Origin of the sequence: Spirosoma endbachense (assembly GCF_010233585.1) — a bacterium.
Lineage (GTDB): Bacteria > Bacteroidota > Bacteroidia > Cytophagales > Spirosomataceae > Spirosoma > Spirosoma endbachense.
In genome coordinates this window covers 5,634,932-5,649,111 of sequence record NZ_CP045997.1, presented here as the reverse complement: position 1 = coordinate 5,649,111, position 14,180 = coordinate 5,634,932, and the positions used below count along the sequence as shown (strand labels likewise).

The following is a 14,180-nucleotide window of genomic DNA, read 5'->3' as shown; positions in this document are numbered from 1 at the left end:
TTACCAATTGCGCTCATGAAGCAACTACTATTTGTAACGCTTTTTGTCATACTCACGAATGGGTATACCACAACCCTGGCACAAATAAAACCGGCGGTTTTGCCAGATGTATTCCCGCCCTCGCCCAATGCCGCAGCTCTAGCAAAATATGGCGATGTACCGGTTAGTTTGTTCACCGGTGTTCCCAATATCAGCATACCAATGTTTGAGATCAAGACCAAGCGCTTGAGTCTATCGGTTGGTCTGTCTTATCATGCCGGAGGGCATAAACTAGAAGACCAGGCTAGTACTGTTGGGTTAGGTTGGAGTTTGATAGCAGGCGGGGTTATTACGCGTAGTATGCGTGGTTTACCCGACGAGCAAGCTAATGGCTACTTTAATGGGGCTCCTCATATCGCTCAGGTGCATAACGATGTCCAAAAATTAAGGCAGGCAGCCGACGGCCTAATTGACACCCAACCCGACCTGTTCAGTTTTAATTTTGGAGGCTATTCGGGTAAGTTTTACTTTGACCAGGCTGGCGTAGTCCATTCAAGTTTTCTAAACAAATTCCTCATTAAACCGCCTTTTGGACAGAATATGCGCTCTGGTGGCTGGTCAGTCATTACCGAAGATGGAACCGAATACATATTCGAAGCAACTGAAAATCAGACCTCAACAAATATTTGTAGCAATGGTACTGGTTTTTCCATGAACCTACGCACACCGCCTAGCTACATTTCAACCTGGCATTTAACCAAAATCATATCGCCCGACCTGTCAGATCAAATTACTTTTACTTATGGGCCTTCATCGCGAGTCATCTATAAAGTGATGGGTTCAGAGACAAAGTACATTCGGGATAAAGACGAACAAGGAAATTCTTCAGCAGCACCCTCCTCCAGCCAAACGTATTGCGATAATCAGCTCGTAACAGACACGAGGGTCTTAGGTCGAATCACCTTTAGTAACGGTTACATAGATTTCGATTACGTTCTAGGGTCACGAAGTGATTTGCCAGGTGCCCAAACGTTGAAACGAGTTGGCTTATATGATAGTCAGAACAACCAGATTAAAGAGTTTATTCTAGAGCAAAACTATTTCATTTATGAAACGGGGCTCACCAAACTCAAGTTAACCAAAGTGCAGGAGCAGCGTAGTAATTTCAATCCACAGGCAACTTTCCCTCGTCCTGCGGTCGCAGTTTTGGCTTCTTTGCCAGCCTACACGTTCGAGTATTTTGACAAAGGGACCTCATTAAATACACACAACCGATACGCTCAGGATCATTGGGGCTTTTACAATGGTATTGATAATCCACTAACTACGTTTGTGCCAGAGCGCCAGCTGACCAATACCAAAGGTACACCAATCACTTTTCCCGGCGCGAATCGTAATCCTACATTAGCTGGTTCACAGACATTTACTTTAAAGCGACTCAATTATCCTACCGGGGGTTATACTGATTTTACATATGAACTACACGATGTTGTTGAACCGGGACTACCATTTACAAATAAAGCAACACCTACAACACTTTCAATATCAGACAATAACCCTACCCCTCGAGAATTTGAGATTAACTCCGGAGACACCAATACACAGACGTTTATTAGTCTTAACATGACGACTCCGCCCTGTAATAATAGCACAGTGAGCGATTGTGGAGGAGCATCTGGTTTCCCGGCTGGATGTACTCAGGTTATTATTGAAAAATGCCTCAGTACGTCTAATCCGAGCACAGGTTTCCCCGGTTTTCCAACTAATTCATGTACACTCTGGGGTCAGCCAATTATATTAACTGGCTACTTTAAAAACCTAACCTGTAACTCTATTGCCCTGGCGAACGGCCGGTATCGATTAAAAGTAAACGGAGGCAATGGTGGTCATTATACTGTTAACTTGTCGTATTATGATAAAGAAATTGAGTTTGCTATTGACGGCACGGCATTGCCTAATAAGAAAGTTGGAGGATTACGAATCAAAAAAATATCGACAGTTGCATCAGCTTCAGATCTTAATCCCATTATTAAAACCTATAGTTATCGCAACAGCAGTGGCATATCAACGGGTAAGGTATTATCCGTTCCTCTTTACAGTTATCCCACTAAAGTCTATGCCTGCGATAAAAACGGCACTTGTGGTACATTCGACTATATTGTTAATTCGTCGTCATCAAATGTCACACTAGGAACAGCAGCCGGGAGTACTGTTTCCTACACAAGTGTTATTGTAGCTAATGGTGAAAACGCGGAAAATGGCCAGGAAAGCCACTTTTTCTCGTTCTATCCTGATTTGATCACAGGGGGGTTTCCTTTCGGCCCATCAACTACATTCGATCACTTACGTGGGCTTGAACAGCAAAAAACGGTTTATAAAAAAAACAACAGCATATTCAGCCCAGTAGACGATATACAAAACAACTATAAAACAGATGCATTTGCCCCGACAAAAATCTCAGGTTTGAAAGTTGGGTATCGATTAGAGGGGTGGAACACAGGCTATAATCAAGATCTGTCCGAAAATTACGCTCTTGGCGAATTTGAAGAACAAACAAATTGGTTATACTTAGAAACATCCCAGCACCGTATTTATGATTCTGAGTCTGCTAATTACACTCAGAGTCAGCAGGCAAATGTGTATGGACTCAATCATCTCCAGCTAATCAAGCAAACCGGGATCAATAGCGATGGGACAGTATACATAACAGAACTTAAATATCCGGCGGATTACCCAACCGCAACTGGCGCATTAGCGGAAATGAGAGGCAGCCGGAACATGCAGAACAGTGTTGTGGAGAAGTTGGATAAAGTACAGCGGTCGGGCGATAGCGAAAAATTACTGCAAGGCACGCTGAATACCTATGCTACGATTACCAACACTGGAGCCGTTTCAAGAGTGGTATTGCAGAGTGTCAGCCAAACAGAATTAAACAGTCCCAGCTCAAGTGCCCCTGTTTACGAAGAACAACAAACATTTCGTTATGATAGCTCTGCCAATATTGTAGAAGCCAAGCGGAAAGGCAATCGATACACATCCTACGTTTGGGGTTATAACGCAGCCTTACCCATTGCCGAAATTCAAAATGCAACGGCTTCTGAAGTGCAGGCTCAACTAAGTACTGATGGTACTCTGAGCGATGCAGCCACAATTCGCAATGTCCTTAATAGATTAAGAAGCCAATTGTCTCAAGCTTTAGTAACAGGCTACACTTATTTCCCACATATTGGTATAGAATCAACGACGACTCCAGCGAGTTTAACAACTTATTATGAATATGACAAATTAGCGCGTCTGGAACGAATCCGTAACAACAATCATGACATCATCAAAGAATATGCCTATGCCTACAGAGAGCCCAACACGCTTCCTAACAATGATGAAACCGGCAATCAACCACCTTCCCAATCAGGAAGTATCCCAGATCAAACGATCAGTTTGAATCAGGCTTTTACTTATACGATTCCAACCAATTTGTTCACTGATCCCGAAGGAGAAGCCCTAACCTATTCCATCAATGGTTTACCAAATGGCTTATCATTTACTAATGGTGCCATTACTGGTACAACTACCATGCCGGGTGATTTCCTGATTACATTGACCGCTACCGACTCAGACGGTTTGTCCAGCAGTACAAGCTTTTTTCTGACCGTCAGCAACTGTTCAGGCATCGATCCCTACATCGTAACGGGTACGTTTTCGTCGTCTACACCGGTATCACTCAATGCCATAAATCAGATGGAGACTGATGCGAGTCAGCCTGTTACGATCAACCCAGAAGCAACCGTACAGTTAAAAGCCGGACAACTTATTCAACTTAAACCGGGCTTCACCATTAAGCCGGGGGCTACCTTCCGGGCTTATAACGGGCCTTGTAATTAATTAAACTACTACCATTTTACCAACCACTGTAATGAAACTATCGCTCAATTTTTATACAACTATTCTGATAAGCTGCCTCATAAGCAGTTCGGTAGCCTGGGGTCAGGGCACTATTATTGATAGCGGATCGCCAACAAACAAGTGGATACTTCACAACCCAGAAGACAGTCGTAAAACCTTATTTATCGCACCCTGGTACACAGGCACACAGTTCTGGGATTTTGGGGCCCAAACCCAGTTTCGCTCCAATGGTGATGTCATCTTTTCGGGTAATATGGCAGTCGGTACATCTACGAATACGCCAGCTACCTCGAAACTCGAAGTATATGGTGACTTCCGAACAACAACTGGCCGATTCAGTAGCATTTATTCTCAGAATACGGATGGTATCTATCCCAATAACTCGGCCAATTCACCTGGGGATGCCCAATTGTCAATTGGCGCCAACTGGACGGGTGGCCTGTCAGACTTATCACTAATTAACAGCAATATTGCCAATCCATCGGGAGGAGGCTTTACGTTCTGGCAAATGACAGGAGCTAATTCAAAGCGTTTTTTAGCGTATGTGAGAGGAGATGGTAATGTTGGGATAGGGACCACAAATCCAGTATCTAAACTCCATATCAATGGAGGAGGTCTTGTTTTAGGTACGAATGCTGTTCAGCAAAACACAGACGGTAATTTAAGTTTAGGCGACATTCAGACAAATTCTTCACCCACTCAACAAACGTGGGGAATTGGAACAACTTTACTGCTTAATGCTCAAGACTATACTTCCATAGGCTTTCATGATTCAGGCAATCGGGTTGATTTTATTCGTTCTGGCAATGGTACAATTCAATTAGGTTACGATGGTGGTTGGGGACCAGCAAGCATTGGTCTACCCAGCGGTGTTTGGAATTCAAACGGTAATGTGGGCATTGGAGAAACAAATCCTGTAGCTCGCCTTCACTTAAATGGCTCCTTTCGTCAAGGCGGTATAGGTGATTTTAACATTGATGCGCCGGGGGTAATTGGAGGTAGGCTGAAAGTTTTAGAAAATGGGAACATTGGCATTGGTACAACTGACCCAGGCACCTATAAATTAGCGGTTGAAGGCAAGATTGGAGCCCGTGAGGTGGAAGTAAAAACAGGAAGCTGGGCTGATTTCGTCTTCGCCAAAGCGTATAAACTGCCTTCATTAGAAACCGTTGAATTGTACATTAAAGCCGAGAAACATTTACCAAACATTCCATCAGCCGACGAAGTCAAAGCAAACGGTATAAATCTGGGAGACATGAATGCAAAGCTGCTCCAGAAAATAGAAAAATTGACCTTATATGCCATTGAACAGCAGAAACGAATCGATCACTTGGAAATGAAAATTAATCTCCGAAATAAGGATATCAAATAAGCCTTCATGAATTAACGATTCCAGCTCGTTTGGCGTAGTGCAAACTAAACCAAACGAGGTGAAGTTATTCTTCCTTTTCACTCATCCAGAAAAATAATACCGGTGCGGGTTATCCAGGCGTGGGTTGTCGACTCGTACTTGTCGATCTGGTCGCCACCACCATTTCGGCGGGGGTCATTTTCCTCGTTCATCCACTGGTCTAATCGTTTCTGTAAATCCTTTTTGATGTCTGCATATGCCGAATTAGTGGCCTGGTTACGAATCGTATAGGGATCATCTTTCAGGATGTATAATTCATCGGCCGGGCGCTTGCCGAAGCCGAGTGAAAACAACGGTTTCACGGCTGCGTCGTTGCGGTGATCCATCATATACACTTTGGTTGGACCACCATCGACGTCGCCAAATACGGAAGGGGTGCCCGGAATCGTCTCATCGCCCGCAGGCATGCGATCAGGCCGGAAGTTGCGGATGTACAGATAGCCCTTCGTTCGGATGGCCCGCATCGGATAACCCGCTCCGTACTCAAATTCGGCCCGACACAGGCAATGCCGCTCGCGTTCCAGAAAAACCGCTGGCCGATGAACTGTTTTCTCCCCATTCAGCACCGGCAACAGGCTAATGCCGTCCATCTCAGGCCGTTGTTTAACCCCAGCCCAATCTAAAAACGTCGGCGTCAAATCGATTAGGTTCACAAATGAATCGTTGCGTTTGGGCAAACTTCCGCTTTTAGAAAAGCGGCTGATCAGCAGCGGAACATGCGTTCCATAATCATACAGATTGGCTTTCGCATGAGGAAACGGCATCCCGTTGTCAGATGCCACAACAATGATCGTATTTTCGAGCTGGCCGGAGCTTTCCAGTTTCCTGAGCAAATCACCGATCTCGCGGTCAAATCGCTCCACCTCCGACAGATAATCGGCAACGTCTCCCCGGATTTCCGGCACATCCGGCAAAAAGGCTGGCAGATTGATTTTTTGAGGATCAATCCCCGCTTTTTTACCATTATTCAGGTCAAAAGGGCGGTGTGGATCATTCGTCCCAAACCAGAAGAAAAACGGTTGACCTTTCGGTATACTGTCAATAAAAGGGGCAAATACAGCCGGTTTTCCCGCCGGATTTTCGGTATAGCCCATTTTATGGAAATCGCCCGGAGCCCAGCCTTTCCGATCGAAAGCAACGGCGTAACCTTCTTTTTCTAAAAGCTGCACGTATGTTGGAATCCGGTGTTCGAGTCTGCCGCACAGGTTTACTCCTTCGCCCAGATTATGCGGATAACGCCCTGTTAACATGGCCGCCCGCGATGGCGTGCAGGATGGAGATGCACAATAAGCGTTGGTAAAAACAGTACCGTTCGCGGCCAGACGATCGAGATTAGGTGTTCTGATCGATTTGTCTCCGTAAATACTGGCATATGGATAACTCCAGTCATCTGCCAGAATGAAGAGAATATTCGGGCGCACTGCGTCTTTTTCGCAGGAAAACAGGCCAATAACAGCCAGAAAAATCAATCCCAACAGGCAATACAGGTATCTCATACGTAGTTCTCAGGTCCAAAAAGTAGCCAGAACACCTATTTGTCAGAGTCGAGAGCCGTGTCACGGTTGCAACTGTGACACGGCTCCCGACTCTGACAAACAGCTGACGAAGCATTAGGCTACGAAAGAACAAAAATTTCAGGTTCGATAATACAACACCTACCTTAACACTAGGATTTTGGCTTCGAGCCGTGCCACGGTTACAAGAGCACGATTAGAAACCGTGGCACGGCTCGAAGCCAAAATCCTAAACGCAAACACCCGGCAGAAATGGGCGGTTCCTCTAGCAGATACGCCGGTATACTTAGAATTAATAGCTGGTCGTTGAGTTTATACCCCCAGCCCGATCGTTTTACTTACTACACTACATGGATATTTTCACCGCTGCCAGTGCGCTGGTTGGAATCAGTGCGTTACTCTCCTACGTCAATGCCCGCTTTGTGCGACTACCCGGAACGATCGGGGTTGTTGTGCTGACACTAGTCTTAATCGTTTTAGTGCTGATCGTTGGCAATGTCTCTTCGGGTTTTGCCAGAATGCTGATCGGCATTACAGAACAGATTGACTTTTCGAAAACGCTGCTCGACGTAATGCTGGGTTTTCTGCTCTTTGCAGCTGCCCTTCATTTCGACCTCGACGATCTGAAGCAGCAGTTTCGTCCGGTATTGATTTTGAGTACAGTGGGCGTACTGTTTTCCACGGCCCTATTCGGCATTGGATTCTATTTTCTGACGAATGCTTTTGGCTTTCCCGTTCCACTTGTTTATTGCTTTCTGTTTGGTGCGCTGATTTCACCTACCGACCCGGTAGCCGTTGGCGCCGTACTCAAGGACTCGCCCATTCCCCGGCGGCTGGAAACGATCATTACCGGCGAATCGCTGTTCAACGATGGCGTTGGCCTTGTACTGTTCATTTCGTTACAGGAAGTAGCCGACCCCAGCGTTAATTTTTTTCTGTCTGACGCGATCCTGTTGTTCTGCCGTGAAGTATTTGGTGGCATATCAATAGGGCTGCTGATGGGATTTGTCGCCTATCGGCTTATCAAGGTCTCCGATGATTTCCACACCGTTGTTCTGCTGTCGCTGGCTCTGGTCATGATCCTTTCGGTAGTCGCCAATGCGCTGCACGTGTCGGTTCCGCTGGCCGAAGTTTCGGCTGGGCTGTTGTTAGGAAGTCGACTACCAGGCGCCGACAAAATCAATTCGCCCAAATTTTACCTGGATCGGTTCTGGCACTTGATAGACGAGATTCTGAACACGATTTTGTTTGTAATGATCGGCTTACAAATCGTTGTGTTACCTTTTCTGAACAACTACCTGTTAATCGGTTTGGCTACGGTAGTGCTGGCTATCGTAGCGCGAAGCCTGAGCATTCTCCTGCCCTATCTGCTTCAGTTTCAATTATCAAGGCTCAAACCGGGCAGTCTTCGTATTCTCACCTGGGCAGGGCTACGGGGAGGCATTTCCGTAGCCCTTGCCCTATCGCTCCCCGATTCGCCTTACCGGGAATTGATTCTGGCGAGTTGTTATTGCATCGTTATTTTCTCCATCATTGGCCAGGGACTTACCCTGAAAAAAGTCGTAAATTCGGTCGCGAAGAAACAAGCTTCCTGAACGCTTATTTCCCCCACCAGCATATTCCCCGGAAATCCCAGGCATATCGATCTCGACTTTACAATTGGAACTGGTTTAACAAGTTTAGAGTTGAAGCCGTATTTGTTATGGCATTCGCAGCCCGTTAAATCTATGGGGAAACAAATGTGGGTAATTCAAAAAAGGACCAAATTCGTCACCTCCTGTACTGAGTAGTCGGCCAGTCGGTCATTCTACTCCGCAGGCCTTGTCATAGTTTACTCAATCAGGAAATACTAATGGAAATAGGAATTGACAGCTTTGCTTCGGCTCTGTACGGAAGCCATTCATTGAGTAGCGTGGATGCGATGGAGCAACTACTCGACCGAATTAGTTTGGCTGATGAAGTGGGGTTACACGTCTTCGGCATTGGTGAACATCATAAAAAAGAATTTCTGGATTCGGCAACGGCGGTTATTCTGGCCGCAGCGGCCAGTCGGACAAAACGCATTCGTCTGACCAGCGCCGTAAGCGTACTGAGCACCGCCGATCCTGTGCGGGTTTATCAGAATTTTGCCACCGTAGACCTGATTTCCAAAGGGCGGGCGGAGCTCGTCGTTGGGCGCGGCTCGTCGGTAGAAGCCTATCCGCTGTTCGGATTTAGTCTGAACGACTACGATGCCCTGTTTCAGGAGAAACTGGACCTGCTGCTAAAAATACGGGATAACGAGTTCGTTAACTGGTCGGGTCGGTTCCGTTCTGCCATTCCGAATCTGCCGGTATATCCGCGAGCCGTGCAACCTAAACTGCCGATATGGCTCGGCGTAGGTGGCACACCCGAATCGTTTATTCGGGCGGGGCAGTTGGGCCTGCCGCTGATGGTAGCCATTATTGGCGGCCATACGGCCCGGTTCCGTCCACTGGTCGATCTGTACCGGGAGGCTGGCCGGAAAGCCGGGTTTACGCCTGATCAGTTGACAGTAGGCTTACACTCTCCCGGCTACGTCTCCAACTCTACTGAACAGGCAATTACCGAATATTACCCCGGCTACGCGGAGTTGTGGACGAAACTGGGTCGCGAGCGCGGCTGGCCACCCGTTACGAAGGCTCAGTTCGATTCGCTCATGTCACCGACGGGTGTACTGGTGCTTGGCGGCCCCGAGCAGGTCGCCGAAAAATTGCTCCGGCACAGTCAGGCATTGGGTGGCGTCGATCGGTTTACCTTTCAAATGGACAATGCAGGATTAACGCATGATCAGCTAATGGCCTCGATTGACCTGATCGGTAAGGAAGTTATCCCCCGCATCAACGCTCGCTAGCACTCTTGGCGGCAAAAACGAAGTTACCACTGAAACGCCGATTGTACATTTCGGCGAAGTGAATTCTGAAAGGACTCTGTGTCAGGATTATGCAGGTCGATTTTTACCAGAAACTGATGATCTTCTGGCCATGAAGCCACCGGGGTTAATTAACTCCGTAAAGTTGACGAAATGGCTTTTCACTTTGATAGCGGTTAGCGGGTATTGACGTGAGGTCAGGTTCTTCAACCTGACCTCTGCGGCTGGAGAAACGGCATCGGCATGAACGACAAGGTTTTGAAAAACCTCGCCGTGTCGGTTTGAAGAAACCGACACCACTTCTTTAAGTAATCGCCACCGCATCGACTTCTTTTCAGGCTAATTCAAGGATCTATAATCGAAAAATGTGCTTTAGGATGGAAGCCCAGACGATCATTAAACAACATATTGCCAAAACGGCTACCCTGACCGATGACCAGTTCGACTACTTTTTTTCGCACTTTAAACGCCATTCCTTCCGGAAAGGGCAGGTGGTTGTTAGTGAAGGGGAACGTGTCGAAAATGAATTCTTTGTGCTGTCGGGGTGTCTGAAAGCCTTTTTTATCAATGATGAAGTGAAAATGTACATTCTACAGTTCGCCATGCCAACCTGGTGGACGTCGGACTATGATGCATTGTACAATCAATCCAGAGCTACGATAAATATTGACTGTATTACCGATGCCGAGGTACTTTCCATCTCGAATCAGGATCGGGAAAAAGTCTGCCAGGAACTGCATCAGGTGGAACACTTCTTTCGCTGGCGAACCAACAAAGGCTACATCGCCGTGCAAAAACGGCTTGTATCGCTCATGACCAAGAATACCCAAAAAAGGTATGAAGAGTTGCTGGCGCAGTATCCTCAGTTATACGACATCGTCCCTAAACACCTGATAGCTGCTTATCTGGGTGTATCCAGAGAAACTTTGAGTCGACTTTATCTGGCTCATAAATAGCCCCTGTAATAGTGATGTAGATCACGTAACCGGCTGAAATTTCACTCCGTCCTTTGTGCTGTACTTAAAAAGCTAAGTAGCACAAAACATGGAAACGAAACAGTTTAATATAGTCGGAGCACAAAGCCAGATTGAGTGGATCGGTCGCAAGGTTACCGGATCACACAATGGTACAATTTCGCTTAAAGAAGGGGCGCTTTTTCTTAACGAAAGCGGCCAGCTTATTGGTGGAACGTTCAGTATTGACACAACGTCGATTCGGATATTGGACATTGCCGATCCGGCTACCAATGCTCAATTTGCTGGCCACCTTGCTTCGGAAGATTTTTTCTCTTCCGAAAAATTCCCTACCGCTACGTTTGAGATTACGTCAACCGATCGCACTGCCGACACAACGTATCATATTCAGGGCAATCTGACCATCAAAGGAATTACGCACCCAATTGATTTCGATGCGGATGTGACGACTAACGGCGATACCATCGACGCATCCGGCAAGATCGTGATCGATCGTACCAAATACGGGATGAAGTTTCGCTCTGGCAATTTCTTCAAGGATTTGGGCGATACGCTTATCTACAACCAGATTGATCTGACCGTCGATCTGGTTGCGACGTTTGCTCACGAAACTCTCCTTGCTTAATAATACAGCCATGCCTTACGTAAAGATCGAAGTAACCCGCGAAGGCGTTTCGCGGGAGAAAAAACAGGCGCTAATCAAAGGCGTAACCGAACTCATCACGAATGTACTGAACAAAGATCCGCACCTCACGCACGTGGTCATTCAGGAAATAGACCTCGACGACTGGGGTTATGCGGGCGAACAGGTATCCGTTCTACGGGAAAATGGAATAACGGCGGATAAAAAATAGAACCGATAAAAACACTTCTGGCAACTATTTTTTCAGGTCATTCTGGTGACGTCAAACCTGTTTTACCATCAATAGGCTGGTCTGAAAAAATAGTCACGGCTTAACGGAACAACCATGGAAACCAATCAGGAAGCAATAGCAGCGATTACAACTATGCTGAACAGTTATTTTAACGGCATTTATGAAGGCGATGTTGTGCTTTTAGGTGGTACGTTTAACCCCGGAACACTACTTTTTGGGGATGTGAACGGACAGCCTTATGCCAGAATCCTGGATCAATATCTGGACGGAGTAAAAAATCGACAAAGCCCAAAAGAATCCGGGAAGCCATTTAAAGGTGAAATTATCTCTATTGATGTGATCCATTCCATCGCGATGGCCAAAGTCAGGGTGAAGATGTATGACTTCAACTACCACGAGTTTCTGTCATTTCATAAGCTGGACGGCCATTGGCTCATTGTCAATAAAATGATTACGCACGTTAACGAATAACCTCTATCGGTATGTGGTACAACACAAAAGCAACTGAGCGGCTCGGTATTCAATATCCAATACTACAGGGACCATTCGGCGGTAATCTTTCATCGGTTGATCTGGTCGCCACGGTCTCGAATGCGGGCGGACTCGGTGGTTATGGTGCCTATACGTTAAGTCCGGATGAAATCATCAGCGTGGGCCAACAGATACAAGCCGCTACCAATCAGCCTTATAATATCAATTTATGGGTTTCAGATACGGACGCGCCTAACGGGACGACCGCGGATGAGCCCTTTGAGCAGGCTAAACAACTGTTCAAACCGTACTTCGATCAACTGGGTATTCCCCTGCCCGACAAGCCTGCTCCGTTTGCTTCCCGATTCGAGAATCAGGTAGATGCGCTGCTGCATCTGCGTCCGCCGGTCTTTAGCTTTATGTTCGGCGTTCCTTCCCCAGAGATCTTGAATCAATGCCGAAAGCTGGGCATCGTGACAATCGGGGCAGCAACTACGCTGGATGAGGCTCTGGTTTTAGAAGCCGCCGGGGTTGATCTGATCATTGCTTCTGGTTTTGAAGCGGGTGGCCACCGACCTTCGTTTTTAGCGTCGGCAGAATCGTCGATTACGGGTACGTTTGTACTACTCCAGTTAATCCGGGAAAAGGTGAAGACGCCCATTATAGCGGCTGGGGGCATTGCTGATGGAAAAGGAGTGGCTGCTGCGATGGCATTGGGCGCCAGTGCCGCGCAGATTGGAACCGCCTTTCTGGCTTGCGAAGAATCGAATGCTACGCCGATTCACCGGCAGATGCTGTTCTCGGATGCAGCCAGGTATACCTCTCTGACGCGGGCATTTACGGGCAGGCTCGGCCGTGGCATAACCAGCCGGATTGCCAGCGATTTACTCGGCAAAGAGAAGCAATTTTTGCCGTTTCCGCTGCAAACCCAGTTCATGTCTTCCCTGCGAAAAGCGGCTATTGATCAGGAGAAATGGGACATGATCCTGTTTTGGGGTGGGCAGATTGCACCTGTGCTGAAGCACCGGAAAGCAGGCGAACTGATGCAGGCTATTCTGGCAGAAACAACGGCTTATTTCGACCAATTAAGTAGGTGAGTAAATGTATTGGCCGGGGCATTTTTAGTATCAATTATTTGATAACTACCTGGATTACCTAATGACAAACAAGTACCATTAAACCCTGAAACGATGAAAAATACAATCACTGCTACGTATCTGGGCGGTCCAACGGTCATTTTAGAAGTGGGTGGACTACGGCTTATGACCGATCCAACACTGGATCCGGCAGGCGCAGCATTCCCGACCCCAGAAAAACCGATGTACTGGAAACTGGAAGGACCGGCGATTCAGGACATTGGTCGCATTGATGTGGTCTTGTTAAGTCATGACCAACATGGCGATAATTTAGATCGGGCGGGTCGTGAATTACTGAAACGAGTTCCTAAAACGCTAACCACCAATATAGCAGCCGAACGATTAGGAGGGACTGCCATTGGTTTATCTCCCTGGGAAAACATTGTGCTACCCACACCTGAAGGCGATGTACTGACCATTACCAGCACGCCCGCCCGGCACGGACCAGCCGGAATTGAGCCCATTACCGGGGACGTAACTGGTTTTTTGCTGTCTCTCTCGGGCAATACACCGATTGAGATTTACCTGACGGGCGATACGGTCTTTTATGATGGCGTCCAGGAAGTTGCCCAAAAATTCAGGCCGCACTACGTATTCATCTTTGCCGGAGCTGCCAAACCCAGAGGGCCCTTTAATCTCACGATGGGTACGAATGACGCCCTCGATACAGCTTCCGCCTTTCCTGAATCGAAAATCATTCCCGTTCATTACGAAGGCTGGTCGCATTATACCGAAAACAAAGAGGTTCTCCAGCAATCATTTGCCACACTGGGCATTGCTGACCAGCTTCTTTTTTTGCCACCAGGTGTGCCCACTGCCCTGCCTGGTTGATGAATTGCCGCAAAAAACGATCAGGCAAAATCAGGTCTGGCAACGAAATACACCGAACTCGTCAATATGTTCAAAACTACTACTGCCCTACCATGAATGCCTTTGAAGCCGCCAGCACGTCTATATCTGCTACTTTCCTGAGAGCGACCATAAACGGTTGAACTGTAGCCCTATTTTTGTTTATGGTCATGGCACA

General features: G+C 47.1%; 11 protein-coding genes. 10 read left to right on the top strand and 1 reads right to left on the bottom strand.

Annotated features, from left to right (window positions below):
- Window positions 1–15: 15 nt before the first annotated feature.
- Both GJR95_RS22795 and GJR95_RS22790 read left to right on the top strand, forming a co-directional pair.
- Window positions 16–3,861 carry a putative Ig domain-containing protein gene (locus GJR95_RS22795; RefSeq protein WP_162388053.1) on the top strand — a complete coding sequence of 1,282 codons (3,846 nt, stop codon included), beginning with the start codon at window positions 16–18 and terminating at the stop codon, window positions 3,859–3,861.
- A 31-nt stretch (window positions 3,862–3,892) separates the two neighbouring features.
- On the top strand, window positions 3,893–5,254 hold the full coding sequence (locus tag GJR95_RS22790; RefSeq protein ID WP_162388052.1) for a hypothetical protein: 1,362 nt from the start codon (window positions 3,893–3,895) through the stop codon (window positions 5,252–5,254).
- 77 nt (window positions 5,255–5,331) lie between these two features.
- Here GJR95_RS22790 and GJR95_RS22785 read toward each other — a convergent pair whose 3' ends face one another.
- Window positions 5,332–6,789, bottom strand: coding sequence for a sulfatase family protein (locus GJR95_RS22785; protein WP_162388051.1), 1,458 nt, complete (start codon window positions 6,787–6,789; stop codon window positions 5,332–5,334).
- A 368-nt stretch (window positions 6,790–7,157) separates the two neighbouring features.
- Here GJR95_RS22785 and GJR95_RS22780 point away from each other — a divergent pair, with 368 nt between their 5' ends.
- From GJR95_RS22780 to GJR95_RS22745, 8 genes are all read left to right on the top strand, one after another.
- The gene (locus GJR95_RS22780; RefSeq protein ID WP_162388050.1) at window positions 7,158–8,402 is read left to right on the top strand and encodes a cation:proton antiporter; all 1,245 of its coding nucleotides are present in this window, start codon (window positions 7,158–7,160) and stop codon (window positions 8,400–8,402) included.
- 257 nt (window positions 8,403–8,659) lie between these two features.
- Window positions 8,660–9,679: an LLM class flavin-dependent oxidoreductase gene (locus GJR95_RS22775; RefSeq protein WP_162388049.1), complete on the top strand. Its 1,020-nt coding sequence runs from the start codon at window positions 8,660–8,662 to the stop codon at window positions 9,677–9,679.
- 395 nt (window positions 9,680–10,074) lie between these two features.
- Entirely contained in the window at window positions 10,075–10,653 is a 579-nt protein-coding gene (locus GJR95_RS22770; protein ID WP_162388048.1) for a Crp/Fnr family transcriptional regulator, read from the top strand.
- 88 nt (window positions 10,654–10,741) lie between these two features.
- Window positions 10,742–11,296, top strand: coding sequence for a YceI family protein (locus GJR95_RS22765; protein WP_162388047.1), 555 nt, complete (start codon window positions 10,742–10,744; stop codon window positions 11,294–11,296).
- A gap of 10 nt (window positions 11,297–11,306) precedes the next feature.
- A complete protein-coding gene (locus GJR95_RS22760; protein ID WP_162388046.1) occupies window positions 11,307–11,525 on the top strand; it encodes a tautomerase family protein in 219 nt (72 codons plus the stop codon).
- Between the two features lie 114 nt (window positions 11,526–11,639).
- Window positions 11,640–12,017 carry a nuclear transport factor 2 family protein gene (locus GJR95_RS22755; protein WP_162388045.1) on the top strand — a complete coding sequence of 126 codons (378 nt, stop codon included), beginning with the start codon at window positions 11,640–11,642 and terminating at the stop codon, window positions 12,015–12,017.
- A gap of 11 nt (window positions 12,018–12,028) precedes the next feature.
- Window positions 12,029–13,114: an NAD(P)H-dependent flavin oxidoreductase gene (locus GJR95_RS22750; protein ID WP_162388044.1), complete on the top strand. Its 1,086-nt coding sequence runs from the start codon at window positions 12,029–12,031 to the stop codon at window positions 13,112–13,114.
- Window positions 13,115–13,207: 93 nt separating this feature from the next.
- A complete protein-coding gene (locus tag GJR95_RS22745) occupies window positions 13,208–13,984 on the top strand; it encodes an MBL fold metallo-hydrolase (RefSeq protein WP_162388043.1) in 777 nt (258 codons plus the stop codon).
- Window positions 13,985–14,180 lie beyond the last annotated feature (196 nt).

Bases quoted from the DNA above. Each gene is read 5' to 3' on its own strand.
- GJR95_RS22795 (WP_162388053.1), top strand. From the start codon at position 16: ATGAAGCAACTACTATTTGTAACGCTTTTTGTCATACTCACGAATGGG.
- GJR95_RS22790 (WP_162388052.1), top strand. From the start codon at position 3,893: ATGAAACTATCGCTCAATTTTTATACAACTATTCTGATAAGCTGCCTC.
- GJR95_RS22785 (WP_162388051.1), bottom strand. From the start codon at position 6,789: ATGAGATACCTGTATTGCCTGTTGGGATTGATTTTTCTGGCTGTTATT.
- GJR95_RS22780 (WP_162388050.1), top strand. From the start codon at position 7,158: ATGGATATTTTCACCGCTGCCAGTGCGCTGGTTGGAATCAGTGCGTTA.
- GJR95_RS22775 (WP_162388049.1), top strand. From the start codon at position 8,660: ATGGAAATAGGAATTGACAGCTTTGCTTCGGCTCTGTACGGAAGCCAT.
- GJR95_RS22770 (WP_162388048.1), top strand. From the start codon at position 10,075: ATGGAAGCCCAGACGATCATTAAACAACATATTGCCAAAACGGCTACC.
- GJR95_RS22765 (WP_162388047.1), top strand. From the start codon at position 10,742: ATGGAAACGAAACAGTTTAATATAGTCGGAGCACAAAGCCAGATTGAG.
- GJR95_RS22760 (WP_162388046.1), top strand. From the start codon at position 11,307: ATGCCTTACGTAAAGATCGAAGTAACCCGCGAAGGCGTTTCGCGGGAG.
- GJR95_RS22755 (WP_162388045.1), top strand. From the start codon at position 11,640: ATGGAAACCAATCAGGAAGCAATAGCAGCGATTACAACTATGCTGAAC.
- GJR95_RS22750 (WP_162388044.1), top strand. From the start codon at position 12,029: ATGTGGTACAACACAAAAGCAACTGAGCGGCTCGGTATTCAATATCCA.
- GJR95_RS22745 (WP_162388043.1), top strand. From the start codon at position 13,208: ATGAAAAATACAATCACTGCTACGTATCTGGGCGGTCCAACGGTCATT.